Annotated in this window: 16 protein-coding genes and 1 tRNA gene; 4 read left to right on the top strand and 13 right to left on the bottom strand. The window is 64.9% G+C overall.

The annotated features are described in order from the left end of the window. Positions 1–51: 51 nt before the first annotated feature. The gene (locus tag AAEO60_RS13775) at positions 52–735 is read right to left on the bottom strand and encodes a YiaD family glycine zipper/OmpA-like lipoprotein (protein ID WP_341674283.1); all 684 of its coding nucleotides are present in this window, start codon (positions 733–735) and stop codon (positions 52–54) included. Between the two features lie 161 nt (positions 736–896). On the opposite strand from AAEO60_RS13775, the gene AAEO60_RS13770 reads away from it, so the two are divergent. Continuing rightward, complete coding sequence (locus tag AAEO60_RS13770; RefSeq protein WP_341674282.1) at positions 897–2,189, top strand: hemolysin family protein; 1,293 nt, start codon at positions 897–899, stop codon at positions 2,187–2,189. 253 nt (positions 2,190–2,442) lie between these two features. Here AAEO60_RS13770 and AAEO60_RS13765 read toward each other — a convergent pair whose 3' ends face one another. Genes AAEO60_RS13765 through AAEO60_RS13720 form a run of 10 tightly spaced genes read right to left on the bottom strand, consistent with a single transcriptional unit; the run spans position 2,443 to position 11,430 of the window. Beyond that, positions 2,443–2,853: a DUF3035 domain-containing protein gene (locus AAEO60_RS13765; protein WP_341674281.1), complete on the bottom strand. Its 411-nt coding sequence runs from the start codon at positions 2,851–2,853 to the stop codon at positions 2,443–2,445. 5 nt (positions 2,854–2,858) lie between these two features. After that, positions 2,859–3,425 (bottom strand): signal peptidase II, encoded by a 567-nt coding sequence (lspA, locus tag AAEO60_RS13760; protein ID WP_341674280.1) that lies wholly within the window; start codon positions 3,423–3,425, stop codon positions 2,859–2,861. Next, positions 3,422–6,340 (bottom strand): isoleucine--tRNA ligase, encoded by a 2,919-nt coding sequence (ileS, locus tag AAEO60_RS13755; protein ID WP_341674279.1) that lies wholly within the window; start codon positions 6,338–6,340, stop codon positions 3,422–3,424. Before ileS ends, lspA begins: the two co-directional genes overlap by 4 nt. After that, entirely contained in the window at positions 6,333–7,274 is a 942-nt protein-coding gene (locus AAEO60_RS13750) for a bifunctional riboflavin kinase/FAD synthetase (protein WP_341674278.1), read from the bottom strand. The genes ileS and AAEO60_RS13750 overlap by 8 nt, the downstream gene beginning before the upstream one ends. Continuing rightward, complete coding sequence (locus tag AAEO60_RS13745) at positions 7,271–8,485, bottom strand: dipeptidase (RefSeq protein WP_341674277.1); 1,215 nt, start codon at positions 8,483–8,485, stop codon at positions 7,271–7,273. The genes AAEO60_RS13750 and AAEO60_RS13745 overlap by 4 nt, the downstream gene beginning before the upstream one ends. Further along, positions 8,485–8,976 carry a dihydrofolate reductase gene (locus AAEO60_RS13740; protein ID WP_341674276.1) on the bottom strand — a complete coding sequence of 164 codons (492 nt, stop codon included), beginning with the start codon at positions 8,974–8,976 and terminating at the stop codon, positions 8,485–8,487. The genes AAEO60_RS13745 and AAEO60_RS13740 overlap by 1 nt, the downstream gene beginning before the upstream one ends. Then, positions 8,976–10,034, bottom strand: coding sequence for a 5-(carboxyamino)imidazole ribonucleotide synthase (locus tag AAEO60_RS13735; RefSeq protein WP_341674275.1), 1,059 nt, complete (start codon positions 10,032–10,034; stop codon positions 8,976–8,978). Before AAEO60_RS13735 ends, AAEO60_RS13740 begins: the two co-directional genes overlap by 1 nt. Positions 10,035–10,045: 11 nt before the next feature. Then, the gene (gene purE / locus AAEO60_RS13730) at positions 10,046–10,534 is read right to left on the bottom strand and encodes a 5-(carboxyamino)imidazole ribonucleotide mutase (protein ID WP_341674274.1); all 489 of its coding nucleotides are present in this window, start codon (positions 10,532–10,534) and stop codon (positions 10,046–10,048) included. A 4-nt stretch (positions 10,535–10,538) separates the two neighbouring features. Next, the gene (gene gpmA / locus AAEO60_RS13725) at positions 10,539–11,225 is read right to left on the bottom strand and encodes a 2,3-diphosphoglycerate-dependent phosphoglycerate mutase (protein ID WP_341674273.1); all 687 of its coding nucleotides are present in this window, start codon (positions 11,223–11,225) and stop codon (positions 10,539–10,541) included. A gap of 31 nt (positions 11,226–11,256) precedes the next feature. Continuing rightward, a complete protein-coding gene (locus AAEO60_RS13720) occupies positions 11,257–11,430 on the bottom strand; it encodes a hypothetical protein (protein WP_341674272.1) in 174 nt (57 codons plus the stop codon). Positions 11,431–11,544: 114 nt separating this feature from the next. On the opposite strand from AAEO60_RS13720, the gene AAEO60_RS13715 reads away from it, so the two are divergent. The 3 genes from AAEO60_RS13715 to AAEO60_RS13705 all read left to right on the top strand — a co-directional run bounded on the left by AAEO60_RS13715 (position 11,545) and on the right by AAEO60_RS13705 (position 13,835). Then, positions 11,545–11,619, top strand: a tRNA-Thr gene (locus tag AAEO60_RS13715). 198 nt (positions 11,620–11,817) lie between these two features. After that, complete coding sequence (locus AAEO60_RS13710; RefSeq protein WP_341674271.1) at positions 11,818–12,282, top strand: PH domain-containing protein; 465 nt, start codon at positions 11,818–11,820, stop codon at positions 12,280–12,282. After that, complete coding sequence (locus tag AAEO60_RS13705; protein WP_341674270.1) at positions 12,279–13,835, top strand: PH domain-containing protein; 1,557 nt, start codon at positions 12,279–12,281, stop codon at positions 13,833–13,835. The genes AAEO60_RS13710 and AAEO60_RS13705 overlap by 4 nt, the downstream gene beginning before the upstream one ends. A gap of 79 nt (positions 13,836–13,914) precedes the next feature. On the opposite strand, the gene AAEO60_RS13700 is transcribed toward AAEO60_RS13705, so the two are convergent. Both AAEO60_RS13700 and AAEO60_RS13695 read right to left on the bottom strand, forming a co-directional pair. Beyond that, a complete protein-coding gene (locus AAEO60_RS13700; protein ID WP_341674269.1) occupies positions 13,915–14,349 on the bottom strand; it encodes a PRC-barrel domain-containing protein in 435 nt (144 codons plus the stop codon). 219 nt (positions 14,350–14,568) lie between these two features. Further along, entirely contained in the window at positions 14,569–14,862 is a 294-nt protein-coding gene (locus AAEO60_RS13695; protein ID WP_341674268.1) for a GNAT family N-acetyltransferase, read from the bottom strand. Between the last annotated feature and the right edge of the window lie 43 nt (positions 14,863–14,905).

Raw genomic sequence — 14,905 nt, 5'->3', positions numbered from 1 at the left:
CGAGGAGCCAGGCGGGCCGAACGGCCTGCGCCTGGCGCCTGAGGGCCCGGACTAGTAGGCGGCGTTGACGTCGTCCTCGGTGATCGGGGTAATGCGGATTTCCACGCGGCGGTTCTGCGAACGGCCGGATTCGGTGGAGTTGTCGGCAACGGGATACTGTTCGCCGTAGCCGATTGTCTCGATGCGGGCGCGGGCAACGCCGCGGGAGACAAGGTAGTTGGCGACCGACTCGGCGCGGCGACGCGACAGGTCGAGGTTGTACTGCTCGCTACCCGTCGAATCGGTGTGGCCCATGACGTCGATCAGCGAATTCGGATAGTCGATCATCGACTGTGCCACGCCGTCGAGCGTGTTGCGCATCTGCGGCGAGATCGTGGTCGAGTTCACAGCAAAGGTGACATCGGGGAAGTTGACGAGAATGCCGTCGCCATTGGGCGTCTGTGTAACGTCGACACCGGTCCCGGCGGTCACTTCCTCCAGTTCGCGAATCTGTTCGTCCATGCGGTAGCCGACATAGCCGCCAGCAGCGGCACCGATGCCGGCGCCGACGATACGGGCGGTCTTGCCGCCGACGAGGCCGCCAAGCAGGTAGCCGAGGCCCGCGCCGCCAATGCCGCCAATGGCGGTCCGCGAAACGTGGCGTTCGCCGGTGTTGGGATCAGTGACACATGCGGTGGTGGTGCCAGCCAGAGCCAGCGCGGCTGTGGTCGAGACGAGCATCTTGTTAAATTTCATATCGGCATTCCCTTTGTTTTTACGCAGACTAAGCCTGTCGTTGGCCGTGCTCTACTCCGGCCATCACAAGTCTAAACGCCAGAATGACCATGCCGTTCCGTGAATGATTCCTGTCGAAGGCTTTTGCACTCCGCGCCATTGCTGCTAGCGACACAAGCCTGATGAGCCCGTTTCCCTGGCACTACCTCGCCGCGCTTGCACTGCTGATCGTGCTCAACGGCGTTTTCGCCATGTCCGAGCTGGCAATTGTCTCTGCCCGCACCGCGCGCCTGCGCATGGCAGCCGAAAAAGGCAGCCGCAGCGCCGAGGTGGCAATGCGGCTGGCGGCGGACCCGGGCAAGTTCCTCTCCACCGTGCAGATCGGCATAACGCTGATCGGCATTATTGCCGGCGCGGTTTCGGGCGCGACGCTGGGTGAACCGGTGGGTGAGCGGCTGGCGGGGCTGGGGCTCGACCCGGATCTTGCCGCCAACACCGGTTTTGCGCTGATGATCGTGTTGACCACCTTCTGCAGCGTGGTGATCGGCGAGCTGGTGCCCAAGCAACTGGCGCTGCGCAATGCCGAGCGGATTGCCGTCATCATGGCGCGCCCCATGGCCGGGCTGGCGGCGGCGGCGGCGCCCTTCGTCTGGCTGCTGGATGCCTCGTCCAACCTGCTGCTGTCGCTGCTGGGGATTCGCCACAAGGGTGACCACCGGCTGACCGCCGAAGAACTGCAGATGATCTTTGCCGACGCCACGCGCACCGGGGTTATCGAGGAACAGGAACGCGCGATCCTTTCCGGCATCATGCGCTTGCAGGACCGGGCTGTGCGCGAATTGATGACGCCGCGGACCGAGATCGACTGGCTCGATGTCGAAGCAGACGAGGAACAGATCCGCCAGACCATCGCCGCTTCGCCGCATTCGCTTCTGCCCGTGGCCGAAAGCTCGGCAGACAGGGTGCTGGGGGTGGTCAAGGTGCGGGAAGTGCTGGCCTTGTTGGTCGCTGGCCAGCCGGTCGTGCTGCAAGAACTGATGCGCAAGACCGAGGTCGTGCCCGATCGGCTCGATGCGATGGACGTGCTGCGCGTGTTGCAGCAGTCGGGCACGGGCATGGTCATGGTGCACGACGAATATGGCCATCTCGACGGAATCGTTACCACGGCAGACCTGCTGTCCGCGATCGCCGGCGACTTTGCCAGCCACCAGGACGAGGGCGACACGCCCATGGTGACGGAACGGCAGGACGGTTCGCTGCTGGTTTCGGGCGCGCTTGCGGCAGATGCCCTGGCCGAACGGCTCGGCATCGACCTGCCGGAAAATCGTGAGTTCGCGACAGCAGCGGGCTACGCGCTGTTCGTCCTCAAGCACCTGCCTGCGGAAGGCGAGCACTTCAGCGACCAGGGCTGGCGCTTCGAGGTGGTCGATATGGACGGGCGCAAGATCGACAAGCTGTTGGTGAGCCAGGAGTAGGATTGCTTGTCTTGCGCACCGACCTCCGTCGGTGCGTCCTCGCTAGACGCGCTCCGCTTCGCTGCGCGCACGCTGTGCGGGATGGCGGTCGCCCTTGCGGTCACTGGCGTGACCGTTTTCACGTCAAGTTTGCTTAACTGCGCGCGACCCGCAGGTCGCCCCGAACGACGGCAAAGCCGGGTGCAGGGAACAGCACCGAGGACGAAGCCGAGGAGGAGGCTTCGAAAATCGAACTGTGAAGTGATTGCGGGCGTCAGCCCGGGATCACGGCCCGCGCAGCCTGGCCGTCACCTTCGGGCGCGGCGAGGATGGTCTGCACGGCGGTACCCTTGTCGACCGTGAAGGTCTCGGCGTCGCCGACAGCCGTGCGGATGCCCGGTGCGGCTTCACCGGCGCGATCCAGCGCACTGGTTTCCACGGCGCTGCGCGGGGCCGGGCCACCGAACAGGGCTTCGAGAGCCTGCTGCGATGCGGTGCCTTCGACCGGACGCGGAGCACCCGGCTCCGGCGGAGTCAGGTGGAAGTCGGGCGGGATCACCAGCGGTGCCTGGCGCTGCACGGCGAATTCGTCCGGACGGTCACGCCCGCCGATGTTGAGGCCGCCACACGCGGTAAGGCCCAGCACGGTGGCGCTGGCGATGAGGGCGCGGGTGAGATTACGCATGATATTCAAGACTCCGGGCTTTCGGCCGTTGGCCCAACCGTTTCTGCTGGGGCGTCGCTGTCCGATGCCTCCTGCTTGTTGGGCTCTTTCTCGCGCATGAACAGGGCACGTGCAAGGATAATCACGACGCCGGCAGTGATCGCGGCGTCGGCAACGTTGAAGATGAGGAAGGGGCGGAAATCGCCGAGGTGGAAGTCGGCATAGTCGATGACATAGCCGTAGAGGAAGCGGTCGCGGATGTTGCCGAGCGCTCCGCCCAGCACCAGCGCCAGCGGGATCACGTCGCCCAGGCGCTTCTCGCGCAGCATCCATACGAAGACCACCAGCGCGATCAGCGCGGTCACGCCGACGAGGATCCAGCGCATCTCCACGCTGGTCGCTTCGAACATGCCAAGCGAGACGCCGTAATTGTTGGTGCGGGTGAAATCGAAGAACGACAGCAGCGGGTAGTGATCGCCCACCTGTGTCAGGCCAAGGTCCTCGACCACGAACTTCTTCAGCCACTGGTCGACGATGAAGGTCAGCGCGGCGACCACCAGCCCGTAAAAGGCATATTTGCGGCTGGCGATCATGATGCGGCATCCAACCGGGCGACGACGTCGGTGCAGCGGCCGCACAGGTCGCCGTCTTCCGTTACTTCGGGCAACAGGCGCCAGCAGCGGCCGCACTTGGCGTCGCTGGACTTGGTCACGCTCACGCTATCGCCCTGGCCCACGGTGACTGTGCCGGTGATGAACAACTCGGCGAGGTCGTCGGACGAGAAGCCGGCGGGCACTGCGTTCTCCGGCACCACGACTTCGGCCTCGAGGCCCGAACGGATGGTCTTTTCGCGGCGCAGCGGTTCGATAGCTTCGGTGACGCGCTCGCGCAGGCGGCGCACCGCGGCCCAGACGGCCTCGTCGGCGTCGACTGAAGGGATTTCCGGCCATTCGAGCAGGTGCACGCTATCCGCATCGGGATAGCGCGTGGACCACACTTCCTCGGCGGTGAAAACCAGCACCGGCGCGGCGTAGCGGATCAGCGCATGGAACAGCGTGTCGAGCACGGTGCGGTAGGCGCGGCGTTCCAGTCCGTCAGGTGCGTCGCAGTAGAGCCGGTCCTTGCGGATATCGAAGAAGAACGCGGACAGGTCCTCGTTCATGAAGTCGACCAGCGCGCGGGTGTAGGCGTTGAAGTCGTAGTCTTCCACGGCCTGCCGCAGCTTGCCGTCCAGTTCGCCCAGCAGCGCCAGCACGTACTGCTCGAGCTCGGGCATCTGGGCAACGTCCACCTTCTCGGCGTCGGTGAAGCCACCCAGTGCGCCGAGCATGTAGCGGAAGGTGTTGCGCAGCTTGCGGTACTGGTCGGCCACGCCCTTGAGGATTTCCGGCCCGATGCGGTGGTCTTCGGTGAAGTCGACCGACAGCGCCCACAGGCGGATGATGTCGGCGCCGTATTCTTCCATCACCTTGAGCGGGTCGACGGTGTTGCCGAGGCTCTTCGACATCTTGCGCCCGTCGGCGGCCATGGTGAAGCCGTGGGTCAGCACCTGCTTGTACGGCGCGCGGCCGCGCGTGGCGCAGCTTTCGAGCAGCGAGGACTGGAACCAGCCGCGGTGCTGGTCGGAGCCTTCGAGGTAGAGGTCGGCGGGCGACTGCAGGTCAGGCCAACGCTCGCTCTCGAGCACGAAGGCGTGGGTCGAGCCCGAATCGAACCAGACATCGAGGATGTCGGTGATCATCTCGTAGTCGTCGAGGTTGTAATCGTTGCCGAGCAGGGCCTGCGCGTTCTCTTCGCACCAGGCATCGACGCCGCCGGCCTTCACGGCCTCGACGATACGTGTGTTCACGGCCTTGTCGACGAGGTATTCGCCGGTTTCGCGGTTCACAAACAGGGTGATCGGCACGCCCCAGGCGCGCTGGCGGGAGAGCACCCAGTCGGGGCGGCCCTCAACCATTGAACCGATACGGTTCTTTCCCTTGGGTGGAACAAACCGCGTCTGCGCGATTTCAGCCATGGCAGTCTCGCGCAGGGTGCGCGTGTGCGATGCGTCGACGGCCAGCGCCACGGCCCCGCCAATGCCGCCAAGGTGCGCGACATCGAAGTCGAACGGCGAGATCGGCTCGTCCATCGGCACGAACCACTGCGGCGTGCAGCGGAAGATCACCTTGGCCTTCGAGCGCCAGCTGTGTGGATAAGAGTGTTGATAGTCTGCGGATGCGCTGAGCAAAGCTCCAGCGGCCTTCAGGTCCTCGCAGATCGGCCCGCCAGTCCCTTCATCATTAGGCGGCGCGTTGAACTTGGGATTGATGACCGAGCCGGAGCGTTCGTCGGTGCGCGGCAGCCACAGCCAGTCCTCGCGGTAGCGCCCATCGTCGTCGACCACGAACTTGGGGCCGAGGCCATTGGCCTTGCACAGGTCGAAGTCGTCCTCGCCATGGTCGGGCGCCATGTGCACGAGGCCGGTGCCGCTCTCGGTGGTGACGAAGTCGCCGGGGAGCATCGGACGGGGCTCGGCAAAGAACCCGCCGAGGTGGTGCATCGGGTGGCGGCAGATGGTTCCTCGAAGCAAAGCGCCATCGATTGCACCGCCTACATCGATGCCTTTGAGCAGAACGGTTTGGCCGAACTGGTCATCTAGCCGCTTGTTGAATTCGCTCACCAACTGACGCGCGATAAGGAAGCGCTTTCCAGCCAAAGCTTCTACGTTGGTCGCCTCTACCAAGCCGTAAAGAACAGACTCACCGTAAGCGAGCGCTTGGTTCACCGGAATCGTCCACGGCGTGGTCGTCCAGATAACCGTATGCGCGCCGATCAGTTCGGGCACATTCGGGCACTCAACAATCTCGAACGCCACGTCGATCTGCGTCGACACGATATCCTCGTACTCGACCTCGGCCTCTGCCAGCGCGGTCTTTTCGACCGGGCTCCACATCACAGGCTTGGCACCGCGATAGAGCTGGCCGGTCTCGGCGAACTTCAGCAGTTCGGCGACGATGCCTGCTTCGGCCTCGGGCGCCATGGTGAGGTAGGGGTTGTCCCAGTCACCGCTAACGCCCAGCCGCTTGAACTGTTCGCGCTGCACGTCGACCCACCGCGCGGCGTAGTCGCGGCATTCCTGCCGGAACTCTGTCGCGGGGACCTCGTCCTTGTTGCGCTTCTTCTTGCGGTAGGCTTCCTCGATCTTCCATTCGATCGGCAGGCCGTGGCAGTCCCAGCCGGGCACGTAGGGCGCGTCCTTGCCAAGCAAGGTCTGGGTGCGCACTACCGCGTCCTTCAGCACCTTGTTCAGCGCGTGGCCGATGTGGATGTCGCCATTGGCATAGGGCGGGCCATCGTGAAGGATGAACTTTTCGCGGCCCGCGCGGCTATCGCGCAGCTGCCGGTAGAGGTCCTGCTCTTCCCAGCGCGCAAGAATGCCCGGCTCCTTCTGCGGGAGTCCGGCCTTCATCGGGAAGTCGGTCTTCGGCAGGAAGACCGTGTCTCTGTAGTCGCGCTTCTCAGTCATTGCGCGCGCCACCTAGAAGGTCGCGGGCCTGCTCGCAATCCCGTTCCATCTGCACCTTGAGCGCGTCGAGGCTGTCGAACCGCGCCTCGGGCCGCAGGAAGTGGTGCAGGGCGACGTCGATCTGCTGGCCGTAGAGGTCGCCGGAGAAATCGAAGAAGAAGGGTTCGAGCAGCTCCTTGGGCGGGTCGAACTGCGGGCGCACGCCGAGGTTGGCCGCGCCGACGAGCTGCTGTCCGGTGGCGAGAACGCGGCCGGTCACGGCATAGACGCCGAAGCGGGGCCGCAGGTAGGAGCCCATGTCCATGTTGGCGGTGGGATAGCCGAGTTCGCGCCCGCGCTTGTCGCCGTGGATCACCGTGCCGCGCACCGTGAACGGGCGGGTGAGCAAGTCGGCGGCGACCTGGCATTCGCCTGCCTTCAGCGCATCGCGGATGCGGCTGGAGGAGACGACCTGCCCGCTGGCGCCGACCGGGCCCACGGCGCGCGCTTCGATCCCGCAGGTGGCCCCCACATCGCGCAGTACCGCCACGTTTCCGTCGCGGCCCTTGCCGAAGGTGAAGTCCTCGCCTGTGACCACGCCTGCCGCGCCGATCTGCGTGCCGAGCAGGTCGCGAACGAAGCTTTCTGCCGGTGTCGCTGCCAGCTCGTCGCCAAACTCGAACACCAGCATGGCGTCGGCTCCGGCGGCGGTGAACAGTTCCTCGCGCTGGGCTAGGCTGGTGAGGCGGAAGGGCGGCACGTGTGGGGCGAAATGGCGCACCGGGTGCGGGTCGAAGGTGGCGACGATCGCGGGGCGGCCCTCTGCCTTGGCCCATTCCACCGCTTCGGCGACCACGCGTTGGTGGCCGAGGTGGAAGCCGTCGAAATTGCCCAGCGCGATGATCGCGCCGCGCAGGCTCTCCGGCACGGCATCGCGGTGCGAGAGACGGGTCATGCCATCGGCTCCAGTCCTGCCCGGAGGACGCGCAGCGCGTTGAGGCCCATGACGGCGCGAATCTCGTCCTCGCTCCAGCCATCTTCCAGCAGGGCGTTGGTGATCTGCACCAGTTGCGAGGTGTCGAAACGGGTAGTGACCGATCCGTCGAAGTCGCTGCCCAGTGCCACGTAATCCACGCCGACAAGGTCGCGCACATGACGCATGGCGCGCACGATGTCGGCGGGCGCGGTGCCACAGGCGGCGTCGGGCCAGTAGCCGATCCCGATCACTCCGCCGGTTGCGGCAACTCCGCGAAGCTCGTCATCGGTGAGGTTGCGCACGCCGGGACAGGTCGTCTGGACACCGCCGTGGCTGGAGACGACCGGGCGCCGCGCCATTGCCAGCACTTCGGCCACGCACTGGTGGCTGCAATGGGCAATGTCGATGATCATCCCCATGCGCTCCATCCGTTGCACGGCTTCGCGACCCATGTTGGTCAGCCCGCCCTTTTCGATCCCGTGGGCAGAACCTGCCAGTTCGTTGTCGAAGAAATGCGTGATCCCCGCCATGCGCACGCCCGCGTCGTAGAGCACGTCGAGGTTATCGATATCGCCTTCGAGATCGTGCAGCCCTTCGACCGAGAGCATCGCACCCACCGGCTTTCCGGCGGCTGGCGTGGCATATCGGCTGCGGCCAATCGGCGTGCAGGTTCCACAGGCGATGGCTTCTTCAAGCTCTGCCAGCTCCGTCGTGTCGCGAACCAACCACAGTCCGTTGCCGCTATCTTCGGCGGCCTGCTCCAGCTTCTCGCCATGATACAGCGTCCGTTGCAGCAACGAGGTCCAGGTCCGCACCGGCTGAGCCTGCACCATCACCAGCAGGGTAATGTTGTCGGTCTCGTCGCTGTTGTGGTCGTAATTCATATCGCGCGGCGTCTTGGTGACGCTGGAGAACACCTGCAGCGCGACATTGCCTGCCTGCAGGCGTGGCAGGTCGATATGCCCGCGATCGGCTGCATCCAGCATGTCGCGCTGCCACAGCAGGGTATCGCCGTGCAGGTCGACCACGGTCAGCGTGTCGTGCAGTGCCTGCGCCTCGGCGCTGACTTCGGGCAGCGGCTGCCCGTCGATGACATTGTGCTGGCGCTCCACGATGCCGGGCGCGAACAGCAGCAGAGCCCCAACTGCGAGCAGCACGAGCAAACCGATCCGCAAGCCCCAACGGCGCATCAGGTCGTCCGTTCGTAGGTGACGAAGTCGTAGGGCGGGAAGCCATCCTTGGCCGGACGGCTTTCGCGGGCAGTCTCGCGCCAGGTCGGATCGATAGCAGGCGAAGGCATGGTGACGTCGCCCACGGTATCCTCGAAGACTTCGGTCAGTTCGAAGGTCGTGGCCATGTCATCGAACAGCGCGAACACTTCGGCCCCGCCGATCACGGCTACATCCTCGTCGCCAGCCAGTTCCAGCGCGGCTTCGGGCGTCAGCGCCACTTCCGCGCCGTCCGCCTGCCAGTCCGTCTGCCGCGTCAGCACGATATGGCGGCGGCCGGGCAGCAGGCCGGGCAAGCTGTCGAAAGTCTTGCGGCCCATCACCATGGGTTTGCCCATGGTCAGCCGCTTGAAGCGCTTGAGGTCTTCGGAGATCGACCAGGGCACGTTACCGTCCCTGGCAATCACGCCGTTGGTCGCGCGGGCGACGATGAACAGGATGTCCCGGCTCATCACCCGACCCGCGTGATGTGGCCCATCTTGCGGCCCTCGCGCGCTTCGGCCTTGCCATAGAGGTGCACGTGCGCGCGCCCGTCAGCCAGGTGGCCCGCCAGGTTGAGCGCCTCGCTGCCCAGAAGGTTGTCCATCACCACCTTGTCGTACACGGAACTGGTGTCGCCCAGTGGCAGGTTGCAGATCGCGCGGACGTGGTTCTCGAACTGGCTGGTGACGGCGCCCTCGATGGTCCAGTGCCCCGAATTGTGCACCCGCGGTGCCATTTCGTTGAACACCGGTCCGCTGGCTGTCGCGAAGAATTCCAGCGTCAGCACGCCGACATAGTTGAGCGCGATGGCGGCCATCTGTGCCAGTTCGCGCGCCTTTGCCACCTGCTGCAGCACGATCTCCGGCGCGGGCAGTTCGGAATGGGCGAGCACACCGTGGACATGGCGGTTGCGGGTCGAATCCCAGAACCGCACTTCGCCCGCGCGGTTGCGCACCAGGATGACCGAGAACTCGCATTCGAAATCGATGCGCGCTTCATAGACGCAGCCACTTTGCGGAACGCGGGCGCGGTAGACCTCCTGGCGATCGGCGATCTTCCACTGACCCTTGCCGTCATAGCCGTCGCGGCGGGTCTTGAGGATGCCGGGGACGCCAATCCGGTCAATCGCGTCGGTAAGCTCGCTGTCGTGGTCGATCACCGCGAAGGGTGCAGGACGGCCGCCCGCCTCTTCGATGAAGCGCTTTTCGCGGACGCGGTCCTGCGCCATTTCGAGCGCGCGCGGCGAGGGCGCGAGCTGTTCCTGCGGCAAGGCTGCCAGCGGAGCGACCGGTACGTTCTCGAACTCGTAAGTGATCACGTCGCAGTCGCGCGCGAACTCGATCAACGCACCGCTGTCGTGCCAGCTGGCGCAAGTGAACTTTGCAGCGACTTCGGCAGCGACCGAATCGCGCTCGGGCGCGAAGACGTGCACGTGGTAGCCCAGCTGGGCCGCCGCCACGGCCATCATCCGGCCCAGCTGGCCGCCGCCCAGGATGCCGATTGTCGAACCGGGAGGAAGCGCGGTCATGCCCAGCCTACTCAAGCGTTGTCGCTGGGGCGCTCGGCCACCCTGTCGGTCTGCGCGGCGCGCCAGTCCTGCAGGCGGGCGGACAGGCCTTCGTCGGCCAGGGCGAGGATCGATGCAGCAAGCAGGCCGGCATTGGTCGCCCCGGCCCGACCGATGGCGAGGGTGCCGGTGGGCACGCCCGCGGGCATCTGCACAATCGACAGCAGGCTGTCGAGGCCACTCATGGCTTTCGATTGTACCGGCACGCCCAGCACCGGCAGGTGTGTCAGCGCGGCGATCATGCCCGGCAGGTGGGCAGCGCCGCCTGCACCAGCGATCACTACCTTGAAGCCTTCGTTTGCTGCGCTCTTGCCGAAAGCGTGTAGCCGGTCCGGCGTGCGGTGGGCGGAAACGATGCGAGCATCATAGGCCACGCCCAGCGCATCCAGCACTTCGGCGGCCTTTTGCATGGTGGGCCAGTCCGACTGGCTGCCCATCACGATAGCGACTGGTGCGCTCATTGCCTCAACTGTCCTTCAGGTAATACCGTTCGCCCGGCTGCATGTTATCGTCGAAGTCGTAGACGATCGGCTGGCCGGTGGGAATCTCCAGTCCGGTGATTTCCTCGTCCGAGATGTTCGACAGGTGCTTTACCAGCGCGCGCAGCGAATTGCCGTGGGCGGAAATGATTACCGTCTCGCCCGCAGCCAGCTGCGGCAGGATGTCGCTTTCCCAGTAGGGCAGCACGCGTTCGATGGTGAGCTTGAGGCTCTCGGTCTGCGGCACTTCGATCCCGGCGTAGCGTGGATCGTTGCCGGGATCGTACTGGTCGCCCTTGGGCATCGGCGGCGGCGGTACGTCGAAGCTCCGGCGCCAGATGTGCACCTGTTCGTCGCCGTGCTTCTCGCGCGTTTCCTGCTTGTTGAGGCCGGTCAGCCCGCCATAGTGGCGCTCGTTCAGGCGCCAGTCCTTGGTTTCCGGGATCCACAGCCGGTCGCAATATTCCAGCGCCAGGTGCAGCGTCTTGATCGCGCGCTTCTGCACGGAAGTGAAGGCCACGGTCGGGAAGATGCCTTTATCCTTCAGCAGACGGCCAGCTTCCTTGGCTTCCTCGACACCCTTTTCGGTTACGTCGACATCCCACCAGCCGGTGAAACGGTTGGCGAGGTTCCATTCGCTCTGGCCATGACGGACGAGGATCAGCTTGGGCACGGGTCAAAGGTCTCCTGTTGAAGGGCGCGCCCTAGCTTTCGCTGTCGGATTTGGAAAGGTCTGGAGAGGACCCGGGTGATTCGCGTCCGGCCGACTCTTGAGCCGACCTCTGGGCATCCATCGCCCGCGCTTGCGACTTGCGGCGCTTCAGGTTGGCGCGCAATTTCGCTGCGAGGCGCTCTTCGCGGGAAATATCCTTGCTCATGGGCTGCATGTCTGGCGCAAGGCGCGCTGCACCTCAAGCTTGGCTTGACTTTCATGCCGTCCGCGACAATAGCGCGCGCCTGTTCCCGCACCTGACGGATTTTTCGGGCCAGACGCTGCTGTAGCTCAGTGGTAGAGCGCACCCTTGGTAAGGGTGAGGCCGGGAGTTCAATCCTCCCCAGCAGCACCAGTCCTTTCGATCATGAACCCGCTTACGCGGGTTCGTCCTCGGCGCTGAACCCTCCATTCGGCTGGCGACCTCATTGCGGGGCACCTGCGGTCGCGCAGTCGCGCTCTGTCGTCTGCTGGGTGCAGACGATTGACCTCAAGTCACCTGCGGCATTCAATTTTTCTTCAAAACGCAGTGTGTTGTGTCTATACATCACCGATGGACGCGGAACCACTCACCAAGCTCGACCCTGCCTACACCACCGTCATGCGACTGGAGGGTGCGCTGATGCTGTTGCCGATACTGGCAGGCACGATCGCGCTCTATGTCTCGTCCGTCCTGCCGATCTGGGTGCCGGGGCTGCTGTTCCTGCTCATCGCGGCGGTGCTGGTGATCTACTTGCCGATGAAGCGATACCGTTCGCGCGGCTACCACATCAGCGACGACCGGCTGCGCGTCGTGAAGGGCGTCATGTTCCATGCCGATACCGTGGTGCCGTTCAGCCGCGTGCAGCACCTCGACGTCGAGCAGAACCCGCTCGAGCGGATGTTCGGCATTGCCCGGCTGATCCTGCACACGGCGGGCACGCACAATTCCTCGGTCACCCTGCCGGGCCTTGTCCATGCTGATGCCGTGACCATGCGCGAGGAAATCCGCGCCCATGTGAAGCGCGAATCGCTGTGAGCGAAGCAGTTCCGCCGATGGCGCCCGAAGACGGCTGGCAGCGGGTCAATAAGCTCTCCATGCTGGTGCAGCTCGTGCGGCTGGGTTTCCAGGCCATCATCCCCGCCGTCTTCTTGCTCTACAGCTCGGCTTCCGACGCGAAGAACCTCAGCACGGTTGGGCCCATTATCGGTGCCGTGGCCATGCTCGTGATCGGAGCGGTGGGCCTGTCCACCTGGCTCAACTGGTACCGCCTGCGCTACCGCGTCGGCGACAGCGACGTGAAGGTGGAGAAAGGCATCATCAGCCGCCAGGCGCGCTCGGTTCCCTATGACCGCATCCAGGACGTCAGCCTCGAACAAAAGCTCGTGCCGCGCCTGCTGGGACTGGTGCAGGTGAAGTTTGAGACCGGTGCCGGCGGCAAGGACGAACTGGCGCTGGCCTATGTTTCCGAAGCCGAGGGAGAGCGCCTGCGCGAAGTGGTGCGCGCGCTGGTAGAGGGCGAGCAGGCCGCCGAACCCGCCGCGCAGGAGGCCGAGGACGCGCCGATTGCTGCCGCCACGCCGCCCGGGCGCACCTTGTTTGCCATGGGACCGAAGCGGCTGTTCACCTACGGCCTGTTCAACTTCTCGCTGGTGATCTTCGCGGTCCTGCTGGGTGCAGCGCAGCAGTTCGAATTCCTGCTGCCCTTCGACCTGTGGGACTACATCGGCTCGTTCTTCAACAACGAGGCGGTCAATGATGCGGGCACCTACCTGTCCTCGCTCGACATGTTCGCGCGGATCGCGGCGATCCTCTACGCGCTCGGCGTGGTGCTGGTGCTGGGCGTCAGTACCGGTGTGGTCCGCACATTCGTGCGCGACTGGGAATTCCTGCTGGAACGCACCGCCAAGGGTTTCCGCCGCCGCCGCGGCCTGCTGACCAAGACCGACGTCGTCATGCCCGTCCACCGCGTGCAGGCATTGGTGGTGAAGACCGGCTGGCTGCGCCGCCGCTTCGGCTGGCACGGGCTGAGCTTCATCAGCCTGGCGCAGGATTCGGGCAGCGCCAACCACGACGTCGCGCCCTTCGCCAAGATGGACGAGATCGCGCCAATCGCGGCAGAGGCGGGCTTCAGCCTGCCGGACGAGACGGAGCAGTGGCGGCGGGCCAGCCCGAAGTACTACACCGACAAGGCGATGATCGTCGGCGCTGTCGTGACCCTAGTGGCCATGGGCAACATCGTGTTCGGCAATGCTTTGGCGGGCCTGGCGATTGCCCTGCTGGCGGCCGTCTTGGTGCTGCGCGAATACTTCCTGTGGAATTTCGACCGGCACGCCCTCGATCCGGCGCAGGTGCTGTCGCGCCGGGGCTGGCTGGCCCCGCGCCTGCAGGTGGCAAGCCGGGTCAAGCTGCATTCGGTCGAGATCGCCCAGGGCCCTCTCGCCCGGCTGCGCGGTTACTGCGACCTCAGGTTCGGCATGGCGGGCGGCAGCTTTTCGTTCGACGGGCTGGCGCTGGACGACGCCAGGAAACTGCGCGCGGCCGTGCTCGATTCGATTGCCGAGGTCGACTTCGCCAAGCTGCCCAGATGAATTGAAAATTGGCGACACGAAAAGGGCCCCGGCCGAAGCCGGAGCCCTGTTCAACGTCTGTGTCCGTCGGTTGTCCGCGTCAGTACATGACGCCGTAGTAACCGAAGACCTGGCGACCATAGTTGTCGCTGAAGATCGGGGTCTCGCTGGGCGCGTAGCTTGGTGCGTCGCGCAACTGCGACTTGTCGATGTTCACGACGTAGCCGTCCTTGGCGACATCATAGTCCAGCGCGTCCCACGGGACGGGGAAATGGCTTTCGCCGATACCCAGGAAGCCGCCGAAGCTCATGACGGCATATTCCACGCGACCGGAACGCTTGCCGATCATCAGATGGGCAATCTTGCCAATCTCCTCGCCGTCAGTGGCATAGACCTTGGTGTCTTCCACCTTGCTCGAAGAAATCAGGTTGTCGGCTTCGTCCCGCTCCAGCGGGCGCGAACGGTCGAACTGGGCGCGGCGCTCAAGTTCGGCCTCGGAAAAGGTCGGACGGGTTTGCATGGTTGTCTCTGTCATGAAGTGACCTCCTTGCTGACCGATGACGCACGCGATCCCGGGTGGATGCTTGTTTCGGGGGACGAACCCCGCAGGCGCCCTGCGTCTTGTGAAGACAGCTCGATCCGCAGCTTGCGGAGAGCGCGGCGCCAGCGTCGAAAAACGCCATCGGCATGTTCAATTACCAAACGGCTCGCCGCCGCGAGCGTTCCGAGAAACCTTGATCTTTCCGATGCTTGATCAGGCGCGCAGGTCCGCCCATTCGGGATGCTTGTCGAATTGTACCGCGACATAGGGGCAGGTTGGCTTGATCCGGAAACCCTGTTCGCGCGCATCGGCAATCAGGGCTTCGACCAGCTTGAAGGCAATGCCCCTGCCGCGTGCCTCGGGCGGGGTGAAGGTATGGTTGGCGATCCGCACGCCGTCCTCGCGCAGCCGCCAGGTCAGCTCGGCGCGGGTGTCCGTGCCTGCGACATCGGCATAGTAGGCGCCCTTGTCGCCCTTTTGCTCGGTCGTGATTTCCAGTTCTGCCACGGGGTCTCCTGTTGATCTCCTGCTTGCGCAGAACGAGCCGTGC

Source organism: Aurantiacibacter gilvus, assembly GCF_038289935.1.
Taxonomy (GTDB): domain Bacteria; phylum Pseudomonadota; class Alphaproteobacteria; order Sphingomonadales; family Sphingomonadaceae; genus Alteraurantiacibacter; species Alteraurantiacibacter gilvus.
The sequence above is the reverse complement of the archived record's forward strand: the minus strand, read 5'-3'. Positions and strand labels throughout refer to the sequence as shown.

What these genes read in the sequence shown, in the direction of transcription:
- AAEO60_RS13775 (WP_341674283.1), bottom strand. Translation starts at nt 735, where the DNA reads ATGAAATTTAACAAGATGCTCGTCTCGACCACAGCCGCGCTGGCTCTG.
- purE (WP_341674274.1), bottom strand. Translation starts at nt 10,534, where the DNA reads ATGAGCGCACCAGTCGCTATCGTGATGGGCAGCCAGTCGGACTGGCCC.
- AAEO60_RS13745 (WP_341674277.1), bottom strand. Translation starts at nt 8,485, where the DNA reads ATGCGCCGTTGGGGCTTGCGGATCGGTTTGCTCGTGCTGCTCGCAGTT.
- AAEO60_RS13710 (WP_341674271.1), top strand. Translation starts at nt 11,818, where the DNA reads ATGGACGCGGAACCACTCACCAAGCTCGACCCTGCCTACACCACCGTC.
- lspA (WP_341674280.1), bottom strand. Translation starts at nt 3,425, where the DNA reads ATGATCGCCAGCCGCAAATATGCCTTTTACGGGCTGGTGGTCGCCGCG.
- AAEO60_RS13765 (WP_341674281.1), bottom strand. Translation starts at nt 2,853, where the DNA reads ATGCGTAATCTCACCCGCGCCCTCATCGCCAGCGCCACCGTGCTGGGC.
- AAEO60_RS13720 (WP_341674272.1), bottom strand. Translation starts at nt 11,430, where the DNA reads ATGAGCAAGGATATTTCCCGCGAAGAGCGCCTCGCAGCGAAATTGCGC.
- AAEO60_RS13735 (WP_341674275.1), bottom strand. Translation starts at nt 10,034, where the DNA reads ATGACCGCGCTTCCTCCCGGTTCGACAATCGGCATCCTGGGCGGCGGC.
- AAEO60_RS13750 (WP_341674278.1), bottom strand. Translation starts at nt 7,274, where the DNA reads ATGACCCGTCTCTCGCACCGCGATGCCGTGCCGGAGAGCCTGCGCGGC.
- ileS (WP_341674279.1), bottom strand. Translation starts at nt 6,340, where the DNA reads ATGACTGAGAAGCGCGACTACAGAGACACGGTCTTCCTGCCGAAGACC.
- AAEO60_RS13700 (WP_341674269.1), bottom strand. Translation starts at nt 14,349, where the DNA reads ATGACAGAGACAACCATGCAAACCCGTCCGACCTTTTCCGAGGCCGAA.
- AAEO60_RS13770 (WP_341674282.1), top strand. Translation starts at nt 897, where the DNA reads ATGAGCCCGTTTCCCTGGCACTACCTCGCCGCGCTTGCACTGCTGATC.
- AAEO60_RS13740 (WP_341674276.1), bottom strand. Translation starts at nt 8,976, where the DNA reads ATGAGCCGGGACATCCTGTTCATCGTCGCCCGCGCGACCAACGGCGTG.